General features: G+C 63.9%; 27 protein-coding genes and 1 tRNA gene. 15 read left to right on the forward strand and 13 right to left on the reverse strand.

Going from position 1 to position 24,711, the window contains the following annotated elements; genetic code table 11:
- Positions 1-12 precede the first annotated feature (12 nt).
- The 5 genes from VL52_RS25305 to ispB all read right to left on the reverse strand — a co-directional run bounded on the left by VL52_RS25305 (position 13) and on the right by ispB (position 4,343).
- Positions 13-459 carry a helix-turn-helix transcriptional regulator gene (locus tag VL52_RS25305; RefSeq protein WP_235429216.1) on the reverse strand — a complete coding sequence of 149 codons (447 nt, stop codon included), beginning with the start codon at positions 457-459 and terminating at the stop codon, positions 13-15.
- A 477-nt stretch (positions 460-936) separates the two neighbouring features.
- Positions 937-1,860 (reverse strand): DUF4238 domain-containing protein, encoded by a 924-nt coding sequence (locus tag VL52_RS23780; RefSeq protein WP_082113651.1) that lies wholly within the window; start codon positions 1,858-1,860, stop codon positions 937-939.
- Position 1,861: 1 nt separating this feature from the next.
- Positions 1,862-3,085 carry a tyrosine-type recombinase/integrase gene (locus VL52_RS06090; RefSeq protein WP_046156190.1) on the reverse strand — a complete coding sequence of 408 codons (1,224 nt, stop codon included), beginning with the start codon at positions 3,083-3,085 and terminating at the stop codon, positions 1,862-1,864.
- Between the two features lie 181 nt (positions 3,086-3,266).
- Positions 3,267-3,341, reverse strand: a tRNA-Arg gene (locus VL52_RS06095).
- 21 nt (positions 3,342-3,362) lie between these two features.
- Entirely contained in the window at positions 3,363-4,343 is a 981-nt protein-coding gene (ispB, locus tag VL52_RS06100; RefSeq protein WP_046156191.1) for an octaprenyl diphosphate synthase, read from the reverse strand.
- A gap of 181 nt (positions 4,344-4,524) precedes the next feature.
- Between ispB and rplU the strand changes: the two genes are divergently transcribed.
- The 7 genes from rplU (at position 4,525) to VL52_RS06130 (ending at position 10,074) form a co-directional block, all read left to right on the forward strand.
- Positions 4,525-4,836, forward strand: coding sequence for a 50S ribosomal protein L21 (rplU, locus tag VL52_RS23785; RefSeq protein ID WP_021476842.1), 312 nt, complete (start codon positions 4,525-4,527; stop codon positions 4,834-4,836).
- 12 nt (positions 4,837-4,848) lie between these two features.
- Positions 4,849-5,124 (forward strand): 50S ribosomal protein L27, encoded by a 276-nt coding sequence (rpmA, locus tag VL52_RS23790; protein WP_021476841.1) that lies wholly within the window; start codon positions 4,849-4,851, stop codon positions 5,122-5,124.
- A 123-nt stretch (positions 5,125-5,247) separates the two neighbouring features.
- The gene (gene obgE, locus VL52_RS06110; protein WP_046156193.1) at positions 5,248-6,408 is read left to right on the forward strand and encodes a GTPase ObgE; all 1,161 of its coding nucleotides are present in this window, start codon (positions 5,248-5,250) and stop codon (positions 6,406-6,408) included.
- Positions 6,409-6,969: 561 nt separating this feature from the next.
- On the forward strand, positions 6,970-7,749 hold the full coding sequence (locus VL52_RS06115) for an ABC transporter substrate-binding protein (protein ID WP_046156194.1): 780 nt from the start codon (positions 6,970-6,972) through the stop codon (positions 7,747-7,749).
- A gap of 136 nt (positions 7,750-7,885) precedes the next feature.
- Positions 7,886-8,575, forward strand: coding sequence for an ABC transporter permease (locus VL52_RS06120; protein ID WP_046156195.1), 690 nt, complete (start codon positions 7,886-7,888; stop codon positions 8,573-8,575).
- Positions 8,572-9,285, forward strand: coding sequence for an ABC transporter permease (locus tag VL52_RS06125; RefSeq protein ID WP_021476837.1), 714 nt, complete (start codon positions 8,572-8,574; stop codon positions 9,283-9,285). Before VL52_RS06120 ends, VL52_RS06125 begins: the two co-directional genes overlap by 4 nt.
- 21 nt (positions 9,286-9,306) lie before the next feature.
- Positions 9,307-10,074: an ABC transporter ATP-binding protein gene (locus VL52_RS06130; protein ID WP_021476836.1), complete on the forward strand. Its 768-nt coding sequence runs from the start codon at positions 9,307-9,309 to the stop codon at positions 10,072-10,074.
- Positions 10,075-10,198: 124 nt separating this feature from the next.
- On the opposite strand, the gene VL52_RS06135 is transcribed toward VL52_RS06130, so the two are convergent.
- Genes VL52_RS06135 through VL52_RS06145 form a run of 3 tightly spaced genes read right to left on the reverse strand, consistent with a single transcriptional unit; the run spans position 10,199 to position 12,114 of the window.
- Positions 10,199-10,456 (reverse strand): putative hemolysin, encoded by a 258-nt coding sequence (locus tag VL52_RS06135; RefSeq protein WP_046156196.1) that lies wholly within the window; start codon positions 10,454-10,456, stop codon positions 10,199-10,201.
- A complete protein-coding gene (locus tag VL52_RS06140; protein ID WP_046156197.1) occupies positions 10,453-10,926 on the reverse strand; it encodes an inhibitor of vertebrate lysozyme family protein in 474 nt (157 codons plus the stop codon). Before VL52_RS06140 ends, VL52_RS06135 begins: the two co-directional genes overlap by 4 nt.
- Before the next feature lie 60 nt (positions 10,927-10,986).
- On the reverse strand, positions 10,987-12,114 hold the full coding sequence (locus VL52_RS06145; protein ID WP_046156198.1) for a succinylglutamate desuccinylase/aspartoacylase family protein: 1,128 nt from the start codon (positions 12,112-12,114) through the stop codon (positions 10,987-10,989).
- Positions 12,115-12,235: 121 nt separating this feature from the next.
- Between VL52_RS06145 and VL52_RS06150 the strand changes: the two genes are divergently transcribed.
- The 4 genes from VL52_RS06150 to VL52_RS06165 are packed head-to-tail and all read left to right on the forward strand — an operon-like array spanning position 12,236 to position 17,307.
- Entirely contained in the window at positions 12,236-13,510 is a 1,275-nt protein-coding gene (locus VL52_RS06150) for a hypothetical protein (protein WP_046156199.1), read from the forward strand.
- A complete protein-coding gene (locus tag VL52_RS06155) occupies positions 13,510-13,737 on the forward strand; it encodes a hypothetical protein (protein ID WP_046156200.1) in 228 nt (75 codons plus the stop codon). The genes VL52_RS06150 and VL52_RS06155 overlap by 1 nt, the downstream gene beginning before the upstream one ends.
- 1 nt (position 13,738) lies before the next feature.
- The gene (locus tag VL52_RS06160; protein WP_046156201.1) at positions 13,739-14,497 is read left to right on the forward strand and encodes a hypothetical protein; all 759 of its coding nucleotides are present in this window, start codon (positions 13,739-13,741) and stop codon (positions 14,495-14,497) included.
- Complete coding sequence (locus VL52_RS06165) at positions 14,497-17,307, forward strand: ATP-binding protein (RefSeq protein ID WP_046156202.1); 2,811 nt, start codon at positions 14,497-14,499, stop codon at positions 17,305-17,307. The genes VL52_RS06160 and VL52_RS06165 overlap by 1 nt, the downstream gene beginning before the upstream one ends.
- Positions 17,308-17,354: 47 nt before the next feature.
- Here VL52_RS06165 and VL52_RS06170 read toward each other — a convergent pair whose 3' ends face one another.
- The 3 genes from VL52_RS06170 to VL52_RS06180 all read right to left on the reverse strand — a co-directional run bounded on the left by VL52_RS06170 (position 17,355) and on the right by VL52_RS06180 (position 20,649).
- Positions 17,355-18,368, reverse strand: a complete 1,014-nt coding sequence (locus VL52_RS06170) for an ankyrin repeat domain-containing protein (protein WP_046156203.1) — start codon at positions 18,366-18,368, stop codon at positions 17,355-17,357.
- 149 nt (positions 18,369-18,517) lie between these two features.
- Positions 18,518-19,237: a haloacid dehalogenase type II gene (locus tag VL52_RS06175; RefSeq protein WP_046156204.1), complete on the reverse strand. Its 720-nt coding sequence runs from the start codon at positions 19,235-19,237 to the stop codon at positions 18,518-18,520.
- Positions 19,238-19,398: 161 nt separating this feature from the next.
- Complete coding sequence (locus VL52_RS06180; RefSeq protein ID WP_200895959.1) at positions 19,399-20,649, reverse strand: alpha/beta hydrolase; 1,251 nt, start codon at positions 20,647-20,649, stop codon at positions 19,399-19,401.
- A gap of 75 nt (positions 20,650-20,724) precedes the next feature.
- Here VL52_RS06180 and VL52_RS06185 point away from each other — a divergent pair, with 75 nt between their 5' ends.
- On the forward strand, positions 20,725-21,207 hold the full coding sequence (locus VL52_RS06185; protein WP_046156205.1) for a MarR family winged helix-turn-helix transcriptional regulator: 483 nt from the start codon (positions 20,725-20,727) through the stop codon (positions 21,205-21,207).
- A gap of 12 nt (positions 21,208-21,219) precedes the next feature.
- On the opposite strand, the gene VL52_RS06190 is transcribed toward VL52_RS06185, so the two are convergent.
- Both VL52_RS06190 and VL52_RS23145 read right to left on the reverse strand, forming a co-directional pair.
- Positions 21,220-21,924, reverse strand: a complete 705-nt coding sequence (locus VL52_RS06190; protein WP_046156206.1) for a superoxide dismutase — start codon at positions 21,922-21,924, stop codon at positions 21,220-21,222.
- A gap of 153 nt (positions 21,925-22,077) precedes the next feature.
- Complete coding sequence (locus VL52_RS23145; RefSeq protein WP_052717461.1) at positions 22,078-22,521, reverse strand: DUF1842 domain-containing protein; 444 nt, start codon at positions 22,519-22,521, stop codon at positions 22,078-22,080.
- A 274-nt stretch (positions 22,522-22,795) separates the two neighbouring features.
- Here VL52_RS23145 and tpx point away from each other — a divergent pair, with 274 nt between their 5' ends.
- The 3 genes from tpx to VL52_RS25180 all read left to right on the forward strand — a co-directional run.
- Positions 22,796-23,293, forward strand: a complete 498-nt coding sequence (gene tpx, locus VL52_RS06200) for a thiol peroxidase (RefSeq protein ID WP_046156207.1) — start codon at positions 22,796-22,798, stop codon at positions 23,291-23,293.
- Positions 23,294-23,580: 287 nt separating this feature from the next.
- The gene (locus VL52_RS06205; RefSeq protein ID WP_144410173.1) at positions 23,581-24,429 is read left to right on the forward strand and encodes a ChaN family lipoprotein; all 849 of its coding nucleotides are present in this window, start codon (positions 23,581-23,583) and stop codon (positions 24,427-24,429) included.
- An 89-nt stretch (positions 24,430-24,518) separates the two neighbouring features.
- A partial coding sequence (locus tag VL52_RS25180; RefSeq protein ID WP_046156209.1) for a hypothetical protein occupies positions 24,519-24,711 on the forward strand: 193 nt, incomplete at its 3' end.

Raw genomic sequence — 24,711 nt, forward strand, 5'->3', positions numbered from 1 at the left:
TTGTGGAGGTGGCTAGGAGGGGGACGTCGAGTCCTTGCGCGTCTGCTCGGCTTCGCTGCGCAGCGCCTCGGCGGTCTGGACGCGGCGGGCGGCGTTGTCGGCCAGGGTTTGCCAGGCATTGAGGTCTTGCTCGAAAGCGGCCAGGCGCTCGGTCAGGCCGGCGACGGCGAAAGCCACGGTTTCTTGGGTATTGGGGTTCTGGATATGCATGTTCTGAGTCCGGGTGCGTTTGTTGGGGGGGTAGGCGTGGCGGGAGGCGATGCGTCCAGCCATCCAGACATCGATCTCAGACGACAGCCAGGCCACGCTTTTACCGCCCAGCGGCACCGGAGCCGGAAAGCTGCCGCGCTTGATGGCGTCGTACACCGACGAGCGGGACAGGCCGCAAGTGGAGATGACTTCCGGCAAGCGCAGAAAGCGCAGCGGCTGGGCGGTGAGCGAAGGGGTAATGGTAGTCATGGGGTTGTCCTTATCGTTTTGTCTGAATATCGGTGGATGCAATCGGACACGCCGATCAGCGAACGCAGTATTTCAGAAATATCAAATCGAGTTTGGCGGGCTTGTTGTGTGGAATCGCCACACAACAACGAAACTTGAAAAGCCGGAAAAACTCAGTTTTGGCTATTGACGACAGGCGGGAAAAGCAAAATAGACAGCGGAAAATGTGAATCACAGGACCGCATCGGACTCATACGGACGGCACCGGACATACTCGGCGGCCAATTTTAGCGGGGAGCGAAAGGAAAGGGCGGAAAGGTCAATCAGCGAAAAGCGCGGCTGCATGCATGGAGTGCATGAAAACGCATGAATTGCGGCAGGGAAAAAACTAAGCGCCAGCCTATACAGCAAGGGGCTGGCGCGGGTTCATGCAGGTGCATGATTAGCGGCACATGAAGCGCGGGGGCGAGGCGGGGCTTCGATAGCGCGCGCAGGGGGCTAGGTACTTTGCTTTGATATAGTCTCTAAATACTCTTTTGAGTGAGAGAAGATTTGCTTGTAACTTGCCCTAACTATACGTTGGTTTAGTTCGGAAACCTGTAATGCTGATATGCCATGTTCAGGGTAGGTGGGGTCTTGATTAACCTCGCATAATATTAAGGCGAGGCTGGGTGATATTGGGTAGTAGATAGAAAACTCATCTTGCTGATTTGTTTCTTTTGCTTTGATGTTGATGGCAGGCTGATCACCTGTTATGAATGGAGTATTTGTGTTGTTTTCAATAATTACAAGTTTCCGTCTTTGCCTCTCTGCAAATAGGCTCCACCCAATATTTACTGCGAACATGTGAATCATCATATTCCACATTGGTGTTAAGTCGGGTAGGTTGGAATTGATGTTGGCCTGGATGGTTTTCTCTTTGATTCCTTTGGTTCGCATGTACTGAGTACATATGTAATGTAGGAAATCTATACATGAATCATCACTTAAATAAAAGCGAGTGTCTTTCTGTAAGGCTTGTTTTAGGTATGGAGCAAAAGAGGCTTCAATTTTGGCATGATAATCCTCTAGTGCATTAAGCGAGTAATTATTTAGATGTTCGTTTATTTCTTCTTGGGTTAAAGTTTTTTTTGCAATTTCCATAATTTGATATGGTGCTTGTACCATGTCAATGAAGCTGTGATGGTTTTTATCCAGAGTTTCATTGTTCCCGAAGGAAAAAAATTTCTTTAAATATATTGTCTGTGAATTATTTAGTCTGGAAACTTTGTAAAAATCTCTCTCAATAGCAACTACAGTTGTTCCTGTTGAGAATATTTTTCCGTCTTGTAGGCACCAAATCGAACCATTATTTGTCCATGGCTTCAGGTAGTGTTGCCATACGTGATGATGTCTGCGCTTAGGGTTTTGTGACTTTGACATTTTAATATCTGAGTTGGATTGAGGGGTTGGAGTTAGATGTTATGTATTCTGCCCACCACTGCATCATTTCTATTCTTTCTTTCATATATTCAGCCCTGTTGTATGCTGCGCGAACTTTGTTTGTTTCGATATGAGATAACTGGCGCTCAATTGCATCCGGGTTGAAGCCTTCTTCGTTCAGGATGGTCGATGCTGTGGAGCGGAAGCCGTGGACATCGGCTTTGCCTCTGAAGCCCATGCTGTGAAGCGCGCGGCGCAGAGTTTCCGGCGACATGGGGCGTCGCGGACTGTTGCGGTTCGGGAAGATATGTTCGCGACCGCCGCTGATGGTGTGGAGCTGGCGCAGCACTTCCAGGGCTTGCTTGGATAGCGGGACGAGATGAGGTGGCGCGGTTTTCTTGGATTTCTCCGGCAACTTGCGATGCTCTGGTGGAATGGTCCACAGTGCCTTGTCGAAGTCGATCTCTTCCCACCTGGCTACGGCCATCTCTCCGACACGGGTGAAGGTCAGCAGCATTAGCTTCATCATCAGCTTGGTTTGCATGTTGCCATCGTATTTCTCCAGCGCTTCGAGAAAGGCGGGGATGTCCTCGCGCATCAGCGCCTTGCGCGGGGTGGATTGCTGGCTCTTGAGGGCGTCGGTCAGCGGCGCGGCCGGGTCGCTGTCGCAGTGGCCGGTCAGGATGGCCAGGCGGAAGACTGCTGAGCAGCGTTGCCGCAGGCGTTTCGTGGTGTCGATGTTGCCGGCGCTTTCCACCTTGCGCAGTACTTCCAGCAGTTCCAGCGGGCGGATGTCGTTGATTGGCCTGTCGCCGATGTAAGGGAAGATGTGGGTCTTCATGGCTGACAGGACGCGCTCGCTGTGGGCGGCGGACCATTCGTGGCTTTCCCTTTCATGCCACTCCAGCGCGATGGCTTCAAATGTGTTGGCGGCAGCTGCCAGCTTGATCACCTTATCCATCTTGCGCATCGCAGCGGGGTCTTCGCCATCGGCGATCTGCTTGCGGGCGTCATCGCGCTTCAGTCTGGCTTCCTTCAGGCTCACTTCCGGGTAGACGCCCAGCGCCAACAGCTTCTCTTTGCCGTTCATCCGATACTTCAGCCGCCAATACTTCGCGCCGGTGGGCATGACCCATAGCGACAGCCCCTGTCCATCCGTGAGCTTGAGGTGTTTGCCATCCTCGCGGGGCTTGGCGCTTTTGATGGCGGCGTCGGTAAGGGGCATGGGGGTACTCCTTGTGGTGGGGGTATCGAAATATGGGGGTACACAAGATACCACCAATCATACCCCCACGTACCCCCGGCTTTGTCTGGATGGTTTCGGATGGCTTTGGACGTAAAAAAACCCGCAAAGCCTTGTGCTGTGCGGGTTTCTGGATTTTATTGGACTGCTTTGGAAGTGCTGGTGGTGCCCCCGACAGGAATCGAACCTGTAACTGCCCCTTAGGAGGGGGCCGTTATATCCATTTAACTACGGAGACGCTACAGAAAACTGGGTGCGGTCAGGCGCTGCGGTCCACCGATAGGCGGGCCAATTCGATCAGGGCCTGGCGGACTTTCGAATCGGGAATGTTCTGCAAGGAGGCGATGGCCTGTTCGGCCATTTTCACGGCTTCGTTCTTGGCGTATTCCAGCGCGCCGCAGGATTGTACCGCATTCAATACATCGTGGAAACGGTCGCGGTTGGCGTTTTCCAGCGCGTCGCGCACCAGGGCGGAGGCTTCCGGGCTGCCGTTGCGCATGGTGTAGATCAGCGGCAGGGTGGGCTTGCCTTCGGCCAGGTCGTCGCCCAGGCTCTTGCCTATGGTGTCGGCGTCGCCGCTGTAGTCCAGCACGTCGTCGATGATCTGGAAGGCGGTGCCCAGGTACATGCCGTAGTCGGCCATCGACTGCACCTGTTCGGCGGAGGCGTCGGCGATCAGCGCGCCGACGCGGGCGGCGGCTTCGAACAGCTTGGCGGTCTTGTACTGGATGACCTTCAGGTATTCGTCTTCGCTGACGTCGGTATTGCCGATGTTCAGCAGCTGCAGCACCTCGCCCTCGGCGATGATGTTGGTCGCCTCGGCCATCACTTCCAGGATGGTCATGTTGCGGGTGGTGACCATCATCTGGAAGGCGCGGGTGTAGAGGAAGTCGCCTACCAGCACGCTGGCGGCGTTGCCGAACAGCGCGTTGGCGGTCTTGCGGCCGCGGCGCAGGTCGGACTCGTCCACCACGTCGTCGTGCAGCAGGGTGGCGGTGTGAATGAACTCTATCATCGCGGCGAGTTCGAACAGGTGCTCGCCCCGGTAGCCCAGCGCGCGGCCCGACAGCAGGGTCAGGATCGGACGCAGGCGTTTGCCCCCGGCGGAGATGATGTATTCCGCCACCTGGCGGATCAGGACGACGTCGGAGTGCAGGCGGGCGCGGATCACGCTGTCTACCGTCTGCATGTCGTCGGCTATCAGGGTTCGGAAAAGCGGGGTGGACACGTTTTCAACCAGTTATCGTTCGAGGGCTACGCCAAAGCTCTGGATGTTACCAGAAAAGCCCATTCCCCCGCCATGCCGCCGTGCTCGCCGCTTAAGTCGATGAAATCATTGACAAGTTGACAGGCTGCCCGTATAGTCTCGCGTTCCCTGCGCATCAGGCGTGGGGGGATTCATTTATCAGGAGCTCATGCGAATGTATGCGGTCATAAAAACCGGCGGCAAGCAGTACAAAGTTGCCATCGGTGAAAAACTCAAAGTAGAACAGATACCTGCAGACGTCGACAGCCAGATCGTACTTGAAGAAGTGCTGATGATTGCTGACGGTGAACAGGTTGTAGTTGGCGCGCCGATGATTGCCGGCGCCACTGTTAAGGCTACCGTTGTTTCCCACGGTCGTGGCGACAAGATCCGCATCTTCAAGATGCGTCGTCGTAAGCACTACCAGAAACACCAGGGTCATCGTCAGAACTACACCGAAATCCGCATCGACGCGATTTCGAAGTAAGGATAAACAGTCATGGCACACAAAAAAGCAGGTGGTAGCTCCCGCAACGGTCGTGACTCCGAAGCCAAACGCCTGGGCGTTAAGGTTTACGGTAGCGAACTGATTCCGGCTGGTTCCATCATCGTGCGTCAGCGCGGCACCCGCTTCCACGCTGGTGAAAACGTTGGTCAGGGCAAGGATCACACCCTGTTCGCCAAGGTTGATGGCTACGTTGAATTCACCGTTAAGGGCGCGCAACAGCGCAAGACCGTTAACGTGATTCCGTACACCGGTGTTGACGGCGAATAATTCGCTTTCCAGCATCCGAGAAAGCCCTATCCTTCGATAGGGCTTTTTTCATACCGAGGGGCAAGGCGTGAGGGCTGGAGCCAGTCCTGACCCCTGACTCCTCGCAGAACAGAGGTTGTAGACATGAAGTTTATCGATGAAGCCCGCATTGAAGTGATGGCTGGACGCGGCGGCAATGGCGTGGCCAGTTTCCGTCGTGAAAAATATATCCCGTTCGGCGGCCCGGATGGCGGCGATGGCGGCAAGGGCGGCAGCGTGTTCGCGGTGGCCGACGAAAACGTCAACACTCTGGTTGAGTTCCGCTTCGTCAAGAAATACCTGGCGGAGCACGGCGAGCGCGGCCGCGGCGCCGATTGCTACGGCAAGGGCGGCGACGACATCGAACTGAAAATGCCGGTGGGCACGGTGATTACCGACCATGACACCGGCGAACTGGTGGCCGACCTGACCCATCACGGCCAGCGCATCATGATCGCCAAGGGCGGCAAGGGCGGCCTGGGCAATATTCATTTCAAATCGTCCACCAACCGTTCGCCGCGCCAATGCACGCCGGGCGAGCAGGGCGAGCAGCGCACTTTCAAGCTGGAGTTGAAGGTATTGGCCGACGTCGGCCTGCTGGGCATGCCCAACGCCGGTAAGTCCACCTTCATCCGCTCGGTGTCCGCCGCGCGCCCCAAGGTGGCGGATTATCCGTTCACCACGCTGCACCCGAACCTGGGCGTGGTGCGGATGGATGATACCCGCAGCTTCGTGATCGCCGACATTCCGGGCCTGATCGAAGGCGCGGCGGAAGGCGCGGGCCTGGGCCATCGCTTCCTGAAGCACCTGCAGCGCACCGGCCTGCTGCTGCACGTGGTGGACATCGCCCCGTTCGACCCGGACGTCGATCCGGTGCGCGAGGCGCGCGCCATCGTGGAAGAGCTGAAGAAGTACGATGAAGAGCTGCACGGCAAGCCGCGCTGGCTGGTGCTGAACAAGGTGGACATGCTGCCGCCGGACGAGCGCGAACTGACGGTGTCGGCCTTCCTCAACGCCTATGGCTGGCCTACGGAGAAGCCGGACGACAGCCTGGGTTTCGACATCAAGGCGCCGCGCGTGTTCTCCATCTCCGCGCTGAACCATGAAGGCACCCGCGAGCTGACTTTCGCCATCATGTCCTACCTGGACGTGGTGCGAGCCGCCGCGCGCAAGGAAGCCGAAGAGCAGAAACAGCAGGCCGAGGCGGCCAAGCAGAAGCTGATCACGCCGGAAGCGCCGGCTGTAAGCGAAGGTGACGACGCGTAACGAAATCGCAGTATTTAACTGCTATGAGAAGCGGGCTGGATGCATATCCAGCCCGCTTTTTTATTCCACTTGGGCAAAATGCGGGGTTTTGGCCGATTCCCGGCAATTTACGTCGCTTTGCTGTACACCGATCTTTTCACGCGCCGTTACTTCCCAAGTCGATTGGATGTTGTATTTTGTCCTCAGGCGATTGCGCGGGAGGCGATTGCCTCCAAATGGCCGTGGCATGAATTCTGCTTGTCGAAGCCGAAGCCGGGAAGAGCCGCCGACAAAGCCGCCGGCGCCGTGCCGCGCCTTCCTGTCCAGCCGTTTCGACGGCGTGGGCGGGAGGAGCCGGTCCGGGACCAGGCGCCAGGTTTTGTCATCCGCCAGCCGGGGGCCCGGCCGGCGGAGCGGCGAAATCCGGCTTGCTAGACGAAATGCTCTAACTATATAACTGGTGCAGCCGCCGCTTGGGCCGGGGCCGCACCGGGCGGCGCGGGCCAGGCGGGATCGGCCCGGAGAGAAAGTCCGGCATCGTCCGGATACCAACAAGGCAGTACGATTGATGAGGAGAAGGAAATGAAGAAAGCACTTGCTGCGCTGGCCGTGGGTCTGATGGCCGCATCCCTGGGGGCTTACGCCAAAGACTGGAAGGAAATCCGCTTCGGCGTCGACGCCAGCTACGCGCCGTTCGAGTACAAGGCGCCGAGCGGCCAGGTGGTGGGTTTCGACGTCGACCTGGGCAACGAAATCTGCAAACGCATGAAAGCCAAGTGCGTGTGGGTGGAAAACGATTTCGACGGCATGATCCCGGCGCTGAAGGCCAAGAAGTTCGACGGCGTGCTGTCGTCGATGTCGATGACCGAAGCCCGGATGAAGGAAATCGCCTTCTCCGCCAAGCTGTTCAACACCCCGACCCGCATGGTCGCCAAGTCCGGCTCCGGCCTGATGCCGACCCCGGCCTCGCTGAAGGGCAAGCGCGTGGGCGTGGAGCAGGGCACCATCCAGGAAGCCTACGCCAAGAAGCACTGGGCGCCGGCCGGCGTGGAAGTGGTTCCTTACCAGAACCAGACCCTGGTGCTGGCCGACCTGACCGCGGGCCGCCTGGACGCGTCCTTGCAGGACGCGGTGCAGGCCGACATCGGCTTCCTGAAAAAGCCTGAAGGCAAGGGCTTCGCCTTCGCCGGCAAGGACCTGGTCGATCCGCAGACCCTGGGCGAAGGTGCCGGCATCGGCCTGCGCAAGGAAGACAAGGATCTGAAGGCGGGCATCGACAAGGCGATCGCCGACATGCTGAAGGACGGCACCTACAAGAAGATCGAGAAGAAGTACTTCTCCTTCGACGTGTACGGCGGCTGATGCCGTTCCGGGCGCGCGGCCCGTCCGCCTGCTCGCGTTGTGATGCGCCCCGCCTTGCGGGGCGTATTGATCTGGAGCGTCCGTCGCCATTCAGCGCCATAAGCTGAAAGCGGCGGCCACTCGACAAGGGGAACATATGTTTCTGGATGGATTCGGTCCCATTATCTGGCAGGGGACCCTGGTGACGCTGGAGCTGTCGGTTCTGTCGCTGCTTCTGGCCTTCGTCATCGGTCTCGTCGGCGCCGGCGCCAAGCTGTCGCACAACCCGCTGCTGGGCGGCGTGTCCACGCTGTACACCACCCTGGTGCGCGGCGTGCCCGACCTGGTGTTGATGCTGCTGATCTTCTACAGCCTGCAGATCGGCATGAACAAGATCACCGAGGCGATGCACATCGACCAGATCGACCTCGATCCCTTCGTGTCCGGCATCGTCACGCTGGGCTTCATCTACGGCGCCTATTTCACCGAGACGCTGCGCGGTGCCTTCCTGTCCGTGCCCAAGGGGCAGATCGAGGCCGGCATCGCTTACGGCATGAGCGGCTGGCAGGTGTTCCACCGCGTGCAGTTCCCGCAGATGATGCGCTTCGCGCTGCCCGGCATCTCCAATAACTGGCAGGTGATGCTGAAGGCCACCGCGCTGGTGTCCATCATCGGCCTGGCCGATGTGGTCAAGGCGTCCATCGACGCCGGCAAGAGCACTTACCGCGTGTTCTTCTTCACGCTGGTGGCGGGCGCCATCTACCTGGCGCTGACCGCGCTGTCCAATTTCGTGCTGGCGAAGCTGGAGCGCCGCTATTCCATCGGCGTGCGGGAGGCCGACTTATGATAGACATCATCCAGCAATACTGGCGGGCCTTCCTGTGGAGCGACGGCTACCACCTGTCCGGCCTGGCCGTCACCATGTGGCTGTTGGTGCTGTCCATCGCCTTCGGCTTCGTCGTGTCCATTCCGCTGGCGGTGGCGCGCGTGTCCAAGATCAAATGGCTGGCGCGCCTGGTGGGCTTGTACACCTACGTGTTCCGCGGCACGCCGCTCTACGTGCAGCTGATCTTCTTCTACAGCGGCATGTACAGCCTGGATGTGGTGCGGGAGGTGGGTTTCCTCAACCACTTCTTCCGCGAAGGCTACAACTGCACCATCCTGGCGTTCGCGCTCAACACCTGCGCCTACACCACCGAAATCTTCGCCGGCGCGATCAAGGCCACTTCCTATGGCGAGATCGAGGCCGGGCGCGCTTACGGCATGAGCCCGTTCACGCTGTACCGCCGGGTGATCATCCCGTCGGCGCTGCGCCGCGCGCTGCCGGCGTACAGCAACGAAGTGATCCTGATGCTGCACGCCACCACCGTGGCCTTCACCGCCACCGTGCCGGACATCCTGAAAGTCGCGCGCGACGCCAACGCCGCCACGTACGATTCCTTCAACGCCTTCGGCCTGGCGGCCTTGCTGTATCTGAGCATCACCTTTATTCTGGTCGGCCTGTTCCGCAAGGCTGAAGCCCGCTGGCTCGCTTACCTGCATCCGACCAAGAGCTGAGAAATACTGGGGATTTATTAGATGGACAAGCTGAACATCAGCAACATTCACAAGAGCTACGGCGACCACGAAGTTCTGAAAGGCATCTCGCTGAAGGCCAAGGCCGGCGACGTGATCAGCATCATCGGCTCGTCGGGCTCGGGCAAGAGCACTTTCCTGCGCTGCATCAACTTCCTGGAAAAGCCGAACGACGGCTCCATCGCGTTGAACGGCGAGGAAATCCGCCTGTCGCGCAACAAGCAGGGCGAGCTGGTGCCGGCCGACCAGAAACAGCTGCAGACCATGCGCACCAAGCTGGCCATGGTGTTCCAGCACTTCAATCTGTGGGGCCACATGACGGTGCTGGAAAACGTCATCGAGGCGCCGGTACACGTGCTGGGCCTGCCGCGTGAGGAAGCGGTCGCCCGCGCCAAGAAATACCTGGCCAAGGTGGGGCTGGACGAGCGCGCCCAGGCCAAGTATCCGGCCCACCTGTCCGGCGGCCAGCAGCAGCGCGTGGCCATCGCCCGCGCGCTGACGATGGAGCCGGAAGTGATGCTGTTCGACGAGCCGACGTCGGCGCTGGATCCGGAGCTGGTGGGCGAGGTGCTGAAGGTGATGCAGGCGCTGGCCGAAGAGGGCCGCACCATGATCGTGGTCACCCACGAGATGGGCTTCGCCCGCAACGTGTCCAACCACGTGATGTTCCTGCATCAGGGCCGCGTGGAGGAAGAGGGCCATCCGGACGAGGTGTTCGGCAACACCAAGAGCGAAAGGCTGAAGGCTTTCCTGTCCGGTAGTCTAAAGTAAGACTATCCCTGCCAAAGGGGGTAGGAAGCCCGCCGGAGCTGTCAGCCGGCGGGCTTGTTTTTTGGCGCGCCATCCAGATTTGTGGATAAATCCGGATTTGAGCGATGACTGTGGATAAGTAGGTTTACGGCGCCGGCGCGGCCGGCTGCTGCGAGCGGAACAGCGCCCATTCCTCCACCGCCCGGCCATCGGGCAGCTGGCACAGCGCGTACTCGCCGCCGGCGGCGTCCTTTTGCGGCAGCAGCTTGCCGCCTTGTTTCACGCAATAGACCGAGGCCGGGTTGGCCATGCCGACAGCTTGCGGCTGCGGCGCCGGGTTTTGCGCGCAGGCGGCCAGGAGCAGCGCCGGCAGCGCGGCGAGAGCGGATTTCAGCGTTTTCATTTCCAGTTCGGGTCCTGTTTCAGTTGTTGCATCAGATAGGCGCGTTGCTCCTTGTCCGGCTTGCCCAGCCAGCGGTAGCTGGCGTGCTTGGCCGGATGGTCCACCGCCTCGGGCGCGTCGGCCACCGTCACCAGCAGGCCCAGCGCGCGGCGCTTGTCAGCGCTGAATAGGCCGAAGAAGCGGTTGCCGGCGCAATCGTGCGGCTTGCACATCTCGCCGGCCAGATAGCGTTTGCCGGCGATGATGGCCGCATGATAGGGCGCGCTGGTGGCGCGGGCTTCGCGCAGCCATTCCGGCGCGTCTTTCGCGGCGGCCATCATGCTCATCCAGGCCGCCTGGTAGGCGGGCTGGCGCGCCAGTTCGGCGAACACCGCCTCGGCGGCCGGCGCGGAAGACGCGGGCACGGCGGCGACCGGCGCGGCCGGCAGCAGGATGGACAGGGACAACAGCAGGGGAGCGAGCGTTTTCATGGGACGGAGTCCGGCGGCGATGCGAAACAGCTTGGATCGCCGCCGGCGGCGAAAATTCCGTCAGGCGGTCAACAGCTTGCCGCTCTTGAACGCGGTGTCGCCGGCCACGCGGGCCAGGCCGAAGCCGGCGGTGGCGTAGGGCCGGTCGCTGGTGGCGTACAGCACGCCGCCGCGCTGGGTGCATACCTGGGTGACGGTGTCGGTCAGCGGATCGATCACGTCGGCCACCAGGTCGCCGGGGCTGAGCAGACTGCCGGCTGCAGCGCGATACACCACCACGCCGGCGTGCGGCGCCTGCAGGTCTTCGGACGCGGCCAGCGGCGTGGCCGGGTGGCGCAGCGGCGGCAGCGGCGGCGCGTCGCCGGCGATCACGCCGCGATGCTGCAGGAAATCGATGATGGCTTCGGCGTCATGGGCCGCGTATTCGTGGTTCACGTCGCATTCGCCGCGCAGCTCCACCGTCACCGCCAGACAGGCCATCTCGATCGGCGCGGACAGTCCGGCCCGGGCGGCCAGGTCGCGCAGCTGCCACCAGGGCTGGCTGCAGGACTCGTCGAAAGGGTAATCGCCGGAGTCTTCGGCCAGCAGCGTGGCGCAGGCGCCCAGGTAGCGGGACAGCGGCTCGCACTGGTCCCACAGCGGGGTGCCGGTGTACAGGTGCAGGTCGGCGCGGCTGTCGCAGTGCAGGTCCAGCATGATGTCGGCGTCGAAAGCCATCGAGTGCAGCGTGTGGCGCAGCGACTGCAGCTCGGTCTGCGGCTGCTGTCTGGCCAGCTCGGCCCGCATCGCCGCGCGGATCAACCGGGTGTTGGCCTTGGCGTCCGGCCCCAGCTGCTGGCGCACGGAGGCGAACACCGGTTCGGCCAGCGGCAGGTAGTGGCGGTTGAAGTTCTGGCCGCTCATCAGCTCGAAGCGGCCCATCAGCTTGCTGCTCTGGTTCTGGTTCAGGCCGATGGGGTTGGCCGCGGGCAGCACGGCGATCTCGCCCAGAATGGCGCCTTCGTCCTCCAGCTGGCGCAGCCGCTGCTTCAGGTGCCAGGCCACCAGCATGCCGGGAAGCTCGTCGGCGTGCAGGCTGGCCTGGATATGGACCTTCTCGCCGCGGCCTTCCTGGCCGAAATGGAAGCTTGTCAGCGCGCGCTGGCAGCCCAGGCTGGGCGACAGCAGCGGATGGTGGCGGGTGAGCATGGCATCTCCTCTGATGATTTGTTATGGCTCGCGGCCAGGATAAAACGCATCGCCGCGTTGACGAAGCGGCGGGCCGCCGGGACAATCTCCGCTTTGATTCACCCCAGCTTGTGGAGCGCGCTTGGATTCATTGTCCGATTTCTTCCAGCCCGGCATCGAGCCCGGCTCGCTGCAGGCCGTGTCGCGCCTGCAAGGGGCATGGGGCTATCTGTCCGTTTTCGTCACGCTGTTCCGCGGCGGCGACGAGGAAGTGCTGATGCGCCTCCTGGTGCTGAGAGAGCTGGGCGGCCGCGCCGAGGCGCCGCTGTGGACGCCGCAGGAAATCGCCCAGCGCTTCTCCTACCTTAACGATACCAAACTGGCCACCATTCTGGGGCGGCTGCGTGAAGGCGATCTGCTGGTCTACGACAGCGACGGCGGCGTCTACCAGCTGTCCGAGGGCGCGCGCGTCGCGCTGGCGGCGCTGGCGACGCTGGTCGATTTCTCCGGCGACGACGTCGAGCTGGGCTATCTGGCCAGCCAGGTGGCGGCCGGCCAGGCTGTCGGCCAGGTGTCGGACGAGGCGCTGAAGCATCTGCTGGCGCGGCTTAACGAGCTGTACGCCGAATTCGAGGAAGCGCTGGAGTCGCAGTCCGAATTCCGCATCCGCGCCGCGCAGCACCGGCTGGAGGCGGTGTGGCGCTGGGTGGCCAAGTCCACCGAGGTGGTGAAGAGCCTGACCCAGGACGACACGCTGAGCCTGATGGTGCTGAACCAGGCGCAGGCCATCGCGCTGGCGCAGAGCCGGATGCTGGCGCTGGCCGGCACCTTCGAGCGCCGGCTGGCGCAGCTGGCCGCGCAGCGCGTGCACCTGGGCAATTCCGGCCTCACCTCCACCGACATCGCCGACTGGCTGCGCCGCCAGGGCGCGGCCATGCTGGCCGGCAAGCTGGCGGGCGGCTGGTCCATCTGTCCGGAGCCGGCTTTTCTGTCGACGCCCGAGCTGGCCGACGTGGCCGAGTTCGAGCTGCTGGCGCGCGAGCGCGCCAAGGCCGGCGCCCACGTGCTGCCCGGAGGCGAAGCCGCCCCGCTGGCCGACGCGCCCGAGATGGAGCGGCTGCTGGAGGCCGAAGAAATGTACGACCTGCTGCTGGAGCTGGGCATGAGCGGCAAGGCCGACGCCCACATCAGCCAGGCGGTGCTGGCCGACAGCTACAACGAAACCGCCTACCGGTTGTCCTTGCTGTCCCTGATCGGCGATCCGGAAACCAGCAACGACCAAAGCATCGTCGCCGCGCTGGCCAAGCTTCCGTTCAGCCTGCAGGGGGGCGACGACGTGATCGCGACGGACCACCCGGAGGTGGCAACGCTGTCCGACGCCAGGCTGGTGGCCAACGGCGGCAAGGACGCACGCTGATGGTTACGTTCGAAGAACTGAGCGTCACCATTGCCCGAATGGAAGCCCGCCTCGGCGCGCATGGCGATGAGGAAGTGCGGGTCTTGTTCGCCCACTACCGGCAGTTACTGCCCCGGTTCAATCAGGATCTGGCCGACCCGCGCGATGCCGCGCTGGCGGCCTCCGCCGCGCTGGCGGCCTCCGCCGCGCTGATGCTGATCCAGAGCGTGGCGCAAGCCAAGAAATAATATGGAACACGAAATCAAAACCCTCACCGCCCGGCTGCTGGCGCAGCGCGTGGTGCCCCGCGCCGACGCGCTGGCGCGCAAGGCCTTGCTGGACGACATCTTCCGCGCCGAACTGGACAAGAGTCTGGCCGCCGTCGGCCTGCGCCTGGTGGAGAACCCGTACGCTGAATACATCGCGGTAGCCTTGCTGCCGGAAATGGTCGAACCGGTGTTCGGCAGTGGCGACGCCTGGCTCAACAACAATCTGGGCCTGCCGCGCGACGGCGTGGCGCTGTTGGTGATCCTGTGGGCGCTGATCATCCTGCCCAAGCGCGAGCGGCAAATCGCCCGCGTCGAGGCCGGCAAGGAGAGCCAGAGCGACATGTTCGGCGCGCAAAAGCCGCTGGAAACCGGCGAAACCGTGTCCACCGGCATTTCCGAGGACGCGCTGTACGCCGACTTCGGCAAGGCGCTGGGCGGCCGCACCCGCTTCAGCGCCAATCTGGGCCGCCTGGTCAACCTGGGCTTCATCGTGCGCCGCAACCGCTGGCTGGACGAGGGGCCGATGCTGGACCTGATGATCGATTACGCGCAGCTGGCGCCGCGCATCATCGAAGGCGCGCTGGCCGACGTGCTGCTGCGGCGCGAGGGCCGCGACATGTTGGTGGACAAGCGAGTCGACGACGAAGTTGAAGACGACAACGCGGACGACGACATGGCGTCGGCCGGCCCGCTGTTTGACCTGCCGGCGGAAGACGCGGCGGACGAGGAGATGCGCTGATGTTCCAGATGAAATCGGTGGAAATGGTGCACTGGGACTTCTGGCAGCGGCTGACCGTGCCGCTGGACGCGCAGATCGTCACCATCATCGGGCCCAATGGCTCCGGCAAGACCACCTTGCTGGACGCGATGCGCACGCTGCTGGCGATCAAATGCTCCGGCAAGCGCGACTACAAGCGCTACGTGCGCAACAACAAGGAAGCCTTCGCCTACCTGCGCGGCGTGGTGGACAACCCGCGCCGCCCGGCCGGCGGCCTGTACCCGACGCCGTTCTTCCCCATCGTCTCCGAGTCGGTGACGCTGCTGTGCCGCATCAAGAAGCAGGGCGGCGACTGGGTGCGCCACTATGCGATCCTGGACGGCGACATCGCGCTGGAGCATGCCGAGGGCCAGGCGCAATGGCTGGGCGTGCACGAGTACCGCCGCCGGCTGGAGGCCGCCGGCCTGACCCCGGCGGTGGCCGAAGTGCTGGCGCTGGAGCAGGGCGACACCGACAAGCTGACCGAATACAGCCCGCGCCAGCTCTTGGACCTGGTGTTCCAGGTGTTCGGCGACAAGGACGTGCTGGACAACTACCAGCGCGCGCGCGACGAGCAGCGCGCCACCGAGCTGGAGCTGGAGGCGCTGAGCCGCCAGGAAGAGGCGCTGCAAGTGCGGGTGGAGGCGATGAAGAGCCGCGCCAACCGCTATCTGGAATGGAGGCAGCTACAGACCGGCATCGCCCGGCTGCGCGACGAGGCGCTGCCGGTGCTGGCCTATCTGGACGCCAAGGCGTCCTTCGGCAAGCAATGGGGCGACTACCGCGCCGGCTACCACGTGCTGAACCAGGCGCGCGCCGAGCACGCCGACACGCTGGACCTGGTGGCCAAGCTGAAGGCGGCGGAAGTGAGCGCGGCCGAAGCGCGCGGCGCGGCGGAAACGGTGCGGATGGCGGCACAGGAAGCCTTCATGAAGGCCAAGGGCGAACACGCCGGCGTGGCGGGCCAATTGAAGGAGCGCGACCGGCTGCAGGCGCTGGCCGGCAAGGAATACGGCGCCGACGCCGCGCAGCTGGCTGACAAGCTCTCCGCCTTGCGCGCCGAGGCGGAGCAACTGAAGGACGGCCTGCGCGCGCTGAAAAAGCAGCGCCAGGAAAGCTCGGAGCATCTGCAGGCGCTGGAAATCGGCCGCGGCCGCTCGCCGGAGGATGTGCGCCAGTTCAAGGCGGCGCTGGACGAGGCCGGCATTCCGCATGCGATGCTGTCCGACATCGTCGAGGTGATGGACTCCAACTGGCAGGGCGCGGTGGAGGCGCTGCTGCGCGGCTACCGCCACGTGGTGCTGCTGGACAAGGAGTCCGACCGCCGCGAGGCCTGGAAGATAGGCGAGAAGCTGCGCTATCGCCACTTCGTGGTGCCGGAGCGCGCCGCGCCGCCGCGTGCCAACAAGGGCAGCCTGATGGAAGTGGTGCGTTTCTCCGCCGACGCGCCGGAGTGGCTATACCGGCAGATGAACAGCGTGACGCGCGTGGAGAACGCACTAGAAGGCGCTAGCGCTGAAGGAGACTGGATCACCCGCGACGGCTACTTCCGCGAACGCCGCGGCGCGCGCCACATCGGCGTGCCGGCGCATGAATTCGCCTTCGGCGAGGCGGCGCGGCAGTCGCGGCTGCTGGCGGTGCGCGACGAATTGAAGGCGCTGAACGTGCGCATCCTGGCCGACGAGGAGCGGCTGGTGGCCGCCACCCGCGAGGCGGCCGGCTTGGCCGAATACCTGGGCGGCATGGACGCCATCCGCCAGTTGGACAGCCGCGCCGACGAATTCGCCGCGCTGGAATCGCGCAAGGCCGAACTGGAGGCCGAGATCGCCCGCGAGGGCGCGGCGTTGGCCGACGCCGGCGCCGAAAAGGACGCCGCCGACCAGCGCCACGGCGACGCGCGGCTGGCGCACGACCGCGTCTGCCAGCGCGAGATGGAAAGCCTGGGCAAATACAATCAGAAGCTGCAAGACGTGGAGCAGGCGCGCCGCCAATTGCGCCGCTTGATCTCCGAACTGCGCGAATGGGCGCAGCGCTTGCCGGATGCGGCGCTGGCGCCGGAGCATGTGGCGCAGCTGGAAGACGAATTCGACACCGCCGCCGACGCCAAGCACCAGCTGAACTATCTGGAAGAGCGCTTGCAGAACGGCGACTGGGAGCAGGACGAAGCGGTGCTGATGCTGAAGGACAAGCTGGTGGACGACCTGACCCAGCTCGACCGCGAGCGCCAGCGCCGCCAGGGCGAGGTGGATCGTTCGCGCGAGCTGACCGAGGAGGCGCGCGCCGCCTATATGGGCAAGCTGCGCGCCACCGTGCGCGCTTACGGCCAGAACGTCAAGCGGCTGGGCGAGCTGGCCGGCATCCAGGTGGAAGTGGAGCTGCCGCAGCTGTCCAACGACGACGCGGTGCTGGCGCAGGCCGGGCTGGTGCTGAAGTTCAACTTCGACCAGAAGGGCATGATGGGCATGAACGACGGCGAGGCGTCCGGCGGCCAGCAGGTGATGAAGTCGCTGATCCTGCTGATCGGCCTGATGATGGACGAGTCCAATCCGTCCGGCTTTGTCTTCATCGACGAGCCGTTCGCCCACCTCGACATCTTCAACATCGACCGCGTGGCCGGCTTCCTGAAAGCCACCGAGGCGCAGTACCTGATCACCACGCCCAACACCCACAATATCAACATCTTCGCCCCGTCCGAGCTGACGCTGGCCACCCGCAAGAAGCGGCCGGGCGAAACCTGGGCGCCGCCGATTTTGCAGACGCGGCGCCGGGTGGACGGCGGCGAGCAGGCGTAAAAAACGGGACGGCATCGCCGTCCCGTTTGTCTTCGCGGATGCCGGGCTCAGCGGCGGAACAGCGCCATCATCTCGCCATCCAGCTCTTCGGCGCGGTTCTGCACGTATTGGCGGATGCTGGGGTTGTCCAGGCCTTCTGCCTCGGCTTTCTCCGCCGTCAGATGGGCGAATACCGGCAGCTCGGGATCGGCGCCTTCGGCCAGCATCGCCTTGACGCAGTCGCGGTTGCCGCTTTCCACCGCGGCGGCCAACGGCATCACGATGTAGTCGCTGTTGGCGGCGGGCGGCTGCTGGTTCAGGCTCAGGCCCGCGGCCTTGAACAGGCGGATGCGTTCGCCGGCTTGCGGATCAGCTTGCTCCTGCTCGGCCTCGGGCCGCGCGCAGACCTGGTGCAGCGCGGCTTCGCCGCCGTCGCTGCGGTTGTCCAGCCGCGCGCCGGCCGCCTGCAGCTGGCGGATGGCGTCCAGATTGCCGGCGGCCATGGCGTTGATCGCGCTGGCGTTGTCCATATTGGGGCGATTGGCGTCGGCGCCGGCTTGCAGCAGGCGTTGCAGCAGCTGCGGCTTCAGATCGCCGCCGTAGCCGGCCGCCAGCATCACCGGCGTGACCAGCCGGTTGGGGCCGGAATTGTTGATGTCGGCGCCGGCCGCCAGCAGCAGGGAGACGACTTGCCGCATGTCTTCCGACTCGGCCTCGTCGTCGGCCAGCGCCAGTTGCAGCGGCGTCAGCGGATTCTCGCGGGTGACCGGGATTTCCAGATCCGGTTTTCGGGCGAGGAACAGCCGGACCAGTTCCGGGCTGGGCGCGGCGATCGCGAAAGGCAGGGCGGAGAGGCCGGCGTCCCCCTCGCCGGTCTGGGCGTGATGCGGGCGCGCGCCCTTGGCCAGCAGCGTCTGGATGCGCTGCATTTTCTTGGCGGAGGGTTTGTCCAGATAGGAAGAGGTGGCCTGGGTCAGCTGGTCATCCAGCGAGGCGGGCTTGGCGGCGGCGGTTTGGGACAACAGCAGGGCGCCGCAGGCGATGGCGGCTGCGAGCGTTTTCAGGTGAAGTTGCGGTTTCAAGATCGGATCCGGTTTTGATTTTTGAGCGAAGCTGCGGGGCGATGGTGAAAGCCATCGTTGGCAAGGCGGGGAATTTTAGACGCTAGCAGCCAGCGGGAGCAGATATGAGTAACTGTCAGAAAGGACAGGTACTGTCGCGGTTGATGCGTTCATGCCTGTAATTGCGCCGCCAGCTCGATCAAGTTCCCCGCCACCCAATCCCAATCCCGTTCCGCGGCCAGATCCGTCCGCTGCTCCGGGCCGAATTCGCGCGGCCGAGCGACGAAGGCGGTTTTCAGCCCGCATTGGCGCGCGGCGGCCAGATCGCCGTTGTGCGCCGCCACCAGGCAGATCCGTTCTGGGGGCAGGTCCAGAAGCTCCGCCGTTCGCAGATAGGCCTGCGGCATCGGCTTGTAGGCCTGGGCGGCCTCTGCTCCGAGTATGGCGTCCCACGGCAGGCCGGCGTATTTGGCCATATTGAGCAGCAGGCTGGTGTTGCCGTTGCTGAGCGTGGCGACGATGTAGCGCGCCTTCAGCCGGGTCAGGCCGGCCACGCTGTCCGGCCACGGGTCCAGCCGGTGCCAGGCGCGGTTCAGCCATTGCAGCTGGTCCTCAGGCACTGAGGCCGGATCGATGCCGAAGGCCGGCAGCGTGGCCTCCAGGTTTTCGCGGTGCAGCTGGTCCAGCCGGGTGAACGGGCGGCGGCCGGCGCGCACCACCTCCATCGCCGGCGAGTAGCGGCCGCGCCAGGCGTCGGCGAAGGCGTAAGCGTCCTGTCTGGCGCCGGGATGGCGCTGCAGGAAGGCGGCGGCGTCGCGGGCCACGCCCTCGCGCCAGTCCACCACGGTGCCGAACACGTCGAACAGCAGGGCCCGCACAGGCTGACTCATGACATGCCTCCATGTTTTTGGCATGAAGGCAGTCTGGCGATGGGGCCGGACGGCGTCAATCGTTCAAATGCTTATCGCCGCCGGCCCGCCGCTTGGCGTCGCCGACCAAACTTAGCGGAGCGCCGTGGCCGAGGCGATCCGGCGCCGCGAGCGTCGCCGGATCAGGCGCGCTGTCCGCCCACCGGATCTGCGCCCTGCCACCAGTCCGGCGCGGCGCTGCCGTCGCCGATATGGCCGTCGCGGCGCAGATAGTGGCGCACATCCCGGCCCGGCTCGCGCAGCGCGGGATCGCCGGACAGCGCCCGTTCCAGCCATTCCGCGCCGTAGCGGAAGACTTCCGCCGCCACGCCGCCCAGCGGGTGGAATTCGTTTTCGTAGACGCGCATCTCCTTGGGCGCGCGGATGCGCTGGTAACACGCCAGCGCTTGTTCCAGCGGGGTCAACTCGTCGAACTCGCCGATTCCCAGCAGCACCGGGATGCGGATGTCGGCGGCCATCGCGTCCAGCGGCATGCGATCGCGCATTTCGCGGTCGAAAATGGCCTCGTCGCGGTAGCCGCTCATATACATGTAGTTTTTCTTGAAGCTGGGCTGGGCGCGCTCGAAGATGGTGAGGAAGTCGCCGCACACCGCTTCGTAGGCTGCCAGGGCGGCCAGCCGGGTGGCGCCGGCGGCGGCGCGCAGTCCCCAGTAGCCGCTCATGCTGATGCCGAACATGCCGATGCGGCCGGCGTCCACTTCGGGCAGGCCGGCGAGGTAGCCGGCATAGGCTTCCAGCGCCCGCTCATAGTTATCCAGGGTGACGGTCAGGCCGCCGGCGCGGCTTTCGCCCTGGCCGGGGCCCTCTATCGACAGCGCCACCATGCCGCGCGAGGTGTAGTAGCGCTCGGCGGCGTACAGGTAGTCTTCCTTGATCATGTCCATGCCGGGGCCGAGAATCACAGCCGGCGCCTGCCGGACTTCGCCGTCCGGCAGGTGCAGCAGCGCGTGGATGGCGCCGCCCTCGAACGGAATCTCCACTCGCCGCACCTGGCCGTCGCGCAGTTCGCCGATGCGTTCGACGCAGTGGTTGCAGCGCGCGCGCAAGGAGGCCTTGCGCGGATCGGCGGTGTCGAAGATCGAATACTGCGCGCGGCCCCACATCACCGCGGCGCGCAGGTAGAGGTCGGCGGCGGTGCGGCGGTAGCCGTCGCGCTCGTAGTGGGCGGCGCGCCGTTCGGCGCGGGCGGCCACTTCCGCCCAGGCTTTGGGCAGCATCGCGCCGCTTTTCACCTGCTCGAACACGGCGTCGAAATCGGCCGGGTCATGGCCCAGCTGCAGCAGGGTGTTTTTGCCTTCCGGGTGCAGGGCGTCGAAACCGCCCTGGGCCAGCGCGATGTCCAGCGACCAGCTTTGCGCTTCTGAACGTGACATAATTTTCACCTCGTTAGATTGATCGTACCTAAAATTAACTAAGTACTTAGTTATATTATTGTGGAGCCGGAACGCATGTCAACCAAGCCCCAGGGGGATGCCTTGCCCAGCGAGGCGGGAGAAGCGCGCCAGCAGGCGCTGGCGAGGCTGAGCCGCGCCGCCTACAGCCTGAGCGCCGCCGATGCCCGGCTGCGCGGCCGTGCCACGCGCCAGGCCGGCGCTCTGTCGCTATCGCACGCGAGGGTGTTGCGGATATTGGCGGAGGAGGGAGCCTTGCCGGTGGCGCGGCTGGCGGAGCTGACCGAGACCACCGGCGCCGGCGTCACCCAATTGGTGAATGGCCTCAGCGAGCAGGGCTATGTGGAGAAAGCGAAGTCGCTGGCGGATAAGCGCTCGGTGCTGGTGGGGCTGACCGAATTGGGCCTTGCGCGCCACCGAGAGCGCGAACGCCTGCTGGCCGACGTGCTGGAGCGCGAGCTGCGGGGCATGGACGACCAAGCACTCGACGCCGCCTCCGAGGTGCTGCGCGCCTTGGGCGGCGTCTACAACCAGCTTTGAGCCGGACGGATGTCAGGCTTTTAGGTTGCGCTGCGCGAATTCCCAGTCGATTAGCTTGTCCAGCACCGCGTTGACGTAGTCGGCGCGGCGGTTCTGGTAATCCAGATAGTAGGCGTGTTCCCAGACGTCGACATTCAGCAGCGGGGTCAGGCCGGAGGTGATCGGATTGTCGGCGTTGCCGGTCTTCACCACCCTCAGCTTGTCGCCATCCTGAACCAGCCAGGCCCAGCCGCTGCCGAATTGGGAAATGGCGGCGCCGGCCAGCTGCTGCCTACAGGCGTCCACGCTGCCGAACGAGGCTTCTATTCTCTCCCGCAGCCCTTGCGGCGGCACGCCGCCGCCCTTGGCCCGCATGCTGCGCCAATAGAAGGTGTGGTTCCACAGCTGGGCGGCGTTGTTGAACACGGCGGCGTCGCCGGCGGGGCCGAAGGAGCGGGTGATGATGTCTTCCAGCGGCAGGTCGGCGTAGTCGCGGCCTGCGATCAGCTTGTTCAGATTGTCGAGATAGGCCTTGTGGTGCTTGCCGTAATGGAAGCCGATGGTGCGGGCCGAGATCACCGGCTCCAGCGCGTTGTCGGCGTAGGGCAGCGGCGGCAGCGTGTGCGCCGACGAGGCGTGGGCAAGGCCGGGCAGCGGGGGCAGGGCGAGCGCGGCAGCGGCGCCGGCGGCGGCGAGCAGGAAGCCGCGGCGGTTCAGTTCGGCGGGCAGGTCGGTCATGGCGATCTCCTAGCAGGGAGGACGCACGTGGCGTCGATCCCGCATCCAAGCACGGCAGGCGCCGTTTGCGCGATCGCCATGGCCGTATGGACAGGCTGAAGACGAACAAACCGCCGGGCCTGGGGCGCCGGCGGCTTGCGCGTACGTGGACGTTTAGCGCAGGTTCAGCGCTTTGACGGTATGCCGCACTTCATCGGACAGCTGGATGTCCTGGCCGACTTCCTCTACCCAGTGGCCGGCCTGCAGGAAGGCGTAGCGGGCGCGGGAGCCGTTTTCAGCGTGCCAGCCGCCTTTCAGGTGGCCGTCGAAGTGGAAATCGCCAGCGCGCGGGGAGCCCGAGTCGATAGGCAGGCGGAAGCCGTGGAGGAACAGCTCGATGTCGCCGCCCTTTTCCTCGTAGCGGCCTTGCACCGGATTTTCGAAAACCAGCGGATGTTGCAGCGCCTGGGTGATGACGGCGCGGCCGCTGACTTGGCGAGCCGGCGGATAGACTGACAGCAGCAGGTGCAGGTTGTATCCGCCGGTGATGCCCGGCTTGAAGATGTTGTAGCTGACGATGAACAGTCCGGACTTCTGATCGCGATCTTGGCTAGCCATGAGAGACTCCTTTGTATCGGATGACAGTCGACGGCGCCGGTAAGCGCGCGTCCCGAATTGCCTGCTTGCGGCGCCACGGTAGCGGGGCCACCTGCACTTTATATAACGAAATAAAATAAAAATCGCCGTTATTTAGATCAGTTGGGAATTTGGTGTGCGTCGGGATGGTAGCCTGGCAGTCGATCCCGATGACAACCATGCGTGGGGCGGGGTTGCATTCCACCGGCTTTGCTCCACACTATCGCGATCTCCAACCCTGACGAGGATTCAAGACATGGCAACCGTAACCCTGCGCGGCAATCCGGTGGAAGTGGCGGGCAAGCTGCCGTCCAAAGGCGAGCAAGCTCCGGCGCTGCAACTGACCGGCGGCGATCTGGCCGAGGTGTCGCTGGCCAGCTATGCCGGCAAGCGCAAGATCCTCAACATTTTCCCCAGCGTGGATACCCCGACCTGCGCGATGTCGGTGCGCAAGTTCAACGAGAAGGCCGCCGCGCTGAGCGACACCGTGGTGTTGTGCGTGTCCGCCGACCTGCCGTTCGCGCAGAAGCGCTTCTGCGGCGCGGAGGGCATCGAGAACGTGGCCACGCTGTCCACCTTCCGCAACCCGGCCTTCGCCGAAGCCTACGGCGTCAAGCTGGCCTCCGGCCCGCTGGCCGGCCTGACCGCGCGCGCCGTGGTGGTGCTGGACGCCGACGACAAGGTGCTGCACAGCCAGCTGGTGGGCGAGATCGCCGACGAGCCGGACTACGCCGCCGCCCTGGCCGCGCTGTAAGAACCTGTTTACGATCTGCTGCGCGTCGGCGATACGGCGTTAAAAACCGCTTCGGAATGCTCATGTACTGTATGTACATTCCGCTTCCTCAGCCGTTTTCGCCTGGTCTCGCTCTAGCTCGCGAGATCGGAAACAGGTTCTAAGCTGTCACCACTGGTTTCGAGACCCGACCGGCTGCGTTTGCAGCCGGTTTTGTTTTGGTCGGACGAAATGGCCGCCACTATTGTTATTGATAATCATTATCAATTAATATGCCGGCTTGGCAAAGAAAGCAAGGCGGGAAAGACATGAAGCGATGGATGGCGGCGGCGGCCTTATTGGCCGGGCTGGCCGGTTGCGCGGCGCAGCCGGCGGCGAAGCCGGAAGGGCTGCCGGCGGGCCGAATTGTGGAGACGGCCAGCGGCAGGACGTTGAGCCCGGACGAGTTGCTGGCCAGGCTGGCGCCGGCCGAGATGCTGCTGGTAGGGGAGAAGCACGACAACCGCCACCACCGCCGGATAGAAATCTGGCTGACGCGGCACTTGGCCGCGAGCCGGCCGCAGGGTAGCGCGCTGCTGGAGATGCTGACGCCAAGTCAGCAGCCCAGGGTGGACGAAGTGAAAGCCTGGCTGCAGGGCGATCCCAGCGTGCGCCCGTCGCGGGTGCGGGAACTGGTGGCTTGGCAGAGCGGCTGGCCGTGGGTGCTTTACGGCGAACTGGCGATGACGCTGCTGCGCGCGCCGTATCCGCTGTTGGCGGCCAATCTGGACCGCGAGCAGATGCGGGCCTACTACGCCAGCAAGGAGCGGCCGCAGGGGCGGGCGTCGCGGGATCCGCGGGCGGCGCGCCGGCTGGAAGAGGTGATCCGCGGCGAGCACGGCGGCAAGATGGATGAGGGCATGATGGCTTCCATGCTGGCGGTGCAGCAGCAGCGCGACCGGAGGATGGCGGAACGGCTGCTGGCCGCGCCCAAGCCGGCGATGCTGATCGCCGGCGCCTACCACGCGTTGCGCGATGTCGGCGCGCCGCTGCATCTGGCCGATCTGGCACCGGGCCGTGCGGTGACGGTGCTGGTGTTGGTGTTGGCCGAGGAGGGCGTGGGGCTGGGCCGGGAGCAGGCCGATTATGTCTGGTACACCGCCAAAGCCGGTGAATGAACGAAGCGGAATTGTTTCTATTTTGTTAATTGATAATGATAATCATTAATGATAGAGTGGAACACCTCAACCCAAGCCCTTAGTCACTGATGAAGACCAGCATTCCTATCAGGCCGTTGCCCGGCATCGCAGGCAGCGGCCTTTCGCTTTATTCCGTCCAGGCATTGGCGGCTCAGCCGGCAGCCGATGCCGCCCTGTCGCCGCTGGCGATGTTCGTCGCCGCCGATCCGGTGGTGAAGGGCGTGATGCTGGCCTTGCTGGCTGCCGCCTTCGCCTGCTGGC

The sequence above is a fragment of the Chromobacterium vaccinii genome, assembly GCF_000971335.1.
Classification (GTDB): Bacteria; Pseudomonadota; Gammaproteobacteria; order Burkholderiales; family Chromobacteriaceae; genus Chromobacterium; species Chromobacterium vaccinii.

What these genes read in the sequence shown, in the direction of transcription:
- VL52_RS25305 (WP_235429216.1), bottom strand. Translation starts at nt 459, where the DNA reads ATGACTACCATTACCCCTTCGCTCACCGCCCAGCCGCTGCGCTTTCTG.
- VL52_RS23780 (WP_082113651.1), bottom strand. Translation starts at nt 1,860, where the DNA reads ATGTCAAAGTCACAAAACCCTAAGCGCAGACATCATCACGTATGGCAA.
- VL52_RS06090 (WP_046156190.1), bottom strand. Translation starts at nt 3,085, where the DNA reads ATGCCCCTTACCGACGCCGCCATCAAAAGCGCCAAGCCCCGCGAGGAT.
- rplU (WP_021476842.1), top strand. Translation starts at nt 4,525, where the DNA reads ATGTATGCGGTCATAAAAACCGGCGGCAAGCAGTACAAAGTTGCCATC.
- rpmA (WP_021476841.1), top strand. Translation starts at nt 4,849, where the DNA reads ATGGCACACAAAAAAGCAGGTGGTAGCTCCCGCAACGGTCGTGACTCC.
- obgE (WP_046156193.1), top strand. Translation starts at nt 5,248, where the DNA reads ATGAAGTTTATCGATGAAGCCCGCATTGAAGTGATGGCTGGACGCGGC.
- VL52_RS06115 (WP_046156194.1), top strand. Translation starts at nt 6,970, where the DNA reads ATGAAGAAAGCACTTGCTGCGCTGGCCGTGGGTCTGATGGCCGCATCC.
- VL52_RS06120 (WP_046156195.1), top strand. Translation starts at nt 7,886, where the DNA reads ATGTTTCTGGATGGATTCGGTCCCATTATCTGGCAGGGGACCCTGGTG.
- VL52_RS06125 (WP_021476837.1), top strand. Translation starts at nt 8,572, where the DNA reads ATGATAGACATCATCCAGCAATACTGGCGGGCCTTCCTGTGGAGCGAC.
- VL52_RS06130 (WP_021476836.1), top strand. Translation starts at nt 9,307, where the DNA reads ATGGACAAGCTGAACATCAGCAACATTCACAAGAGCTACGGCGACCAC.
- VL52_RS06135 (WP_046156196.1), bottom strand. Translation starts at nt 10,456, where the DNA reads ATGAAAACGCTGAAATCCGCTCTCGCCGCGCTGCCGGCGCTGCTCCTG.
- VL52_RS06140 (WP_046156197.1), bottom strand. Translation starts at nt 10,926, where the DNA reads ATGAAAACGCTCGCTCCCCTGCTGTTGTCCCTGTCCATCCTGCTGCCG.
- VL52_RS06145 (WP_046156198.1), bottom strand. Translation starts at nt 12,114, where the DNA reads ATGCTCACCCGCCACCATCCGCTGCTGTCGCCCAGCCTGGGCTGCCAG.
- VL52_RS06155 (WP_046156200.1), top strand. Translation starts at nt 13,510, where the DNA reads ATGGTTACGTTCGAAGAACTGAGCGTCACCATTGCCCGAATGGAAGCC.
- VL52_RS06160 (WP_046156201.1), top strand. Translation starts at nt 13,739, where the DNA reads ATGGAACACGAAATCAAAACCCTCACCGCCCGGCTGCTGGCGCAGCGC.
- VL52_RS06165 (WP_046156202.1), top strand. Translation starts at nt 14,497, where the DNA reads ATGTTCCAGATGAAATCGGTGGAAATGGTGCACTGGGACTTCTGGCAG.
- VL52_RS06175 (WP_046156204.1), bottom strand. Translation starts at nt 19,237, where the DNA reads ATGAGTCAGCCTGTGCGGGCCCTGCTGTTCGACGTGTTCGGCACCGTG.
- VL52_RS06180 (WP_200895959.1), bottom strand. Translation starts at nt 20,649, where the DNA reads ATGTCACGTTCAGAAGCGCAAAGCTGGTCGCTGGACATCGCGCTGGCC.
- VL52_RS06185 (WP_046156205.1), top strand. Translation starts at nt 20,725, where the DNA reads ATGTCAACCAAGCCCCAGGGGGATGCCTTGCCCAGCGAGGCGGGAGAA.
- VL52_RS06190 (WP_046156206.1), bottom strand. Translation starts at nt 21,924, where the DNA reads ATGACCGACCTGCCCGCCGAACTGAACCGCCGCGGCTTCCTGCTCGCC.
- VL52_RS23145 (WP_052717461.1), bottom strand. Translation starts at nt 22,521, where the DNA reads ATGGCTAGCCAAGATCGCGATCAGAAGTCCGGACTGTTCATCGTCAGC.
- tpx (WP_046156207.1), top strand. Translation starts at nt 22,796, where the DNA reads ATGGCAACCGTAACCCTGCGCGGCAATCCGGTGGAAGTGGCGGGCAAG.
- VL52_RS06205 (WP_144410173.1), top strand. Translation starts at nt 23,581, where the DNA reads ATGAAGCGATGGATGGCGGCGGCGGCCTTATTGGCCGGGCTGGCCGGT.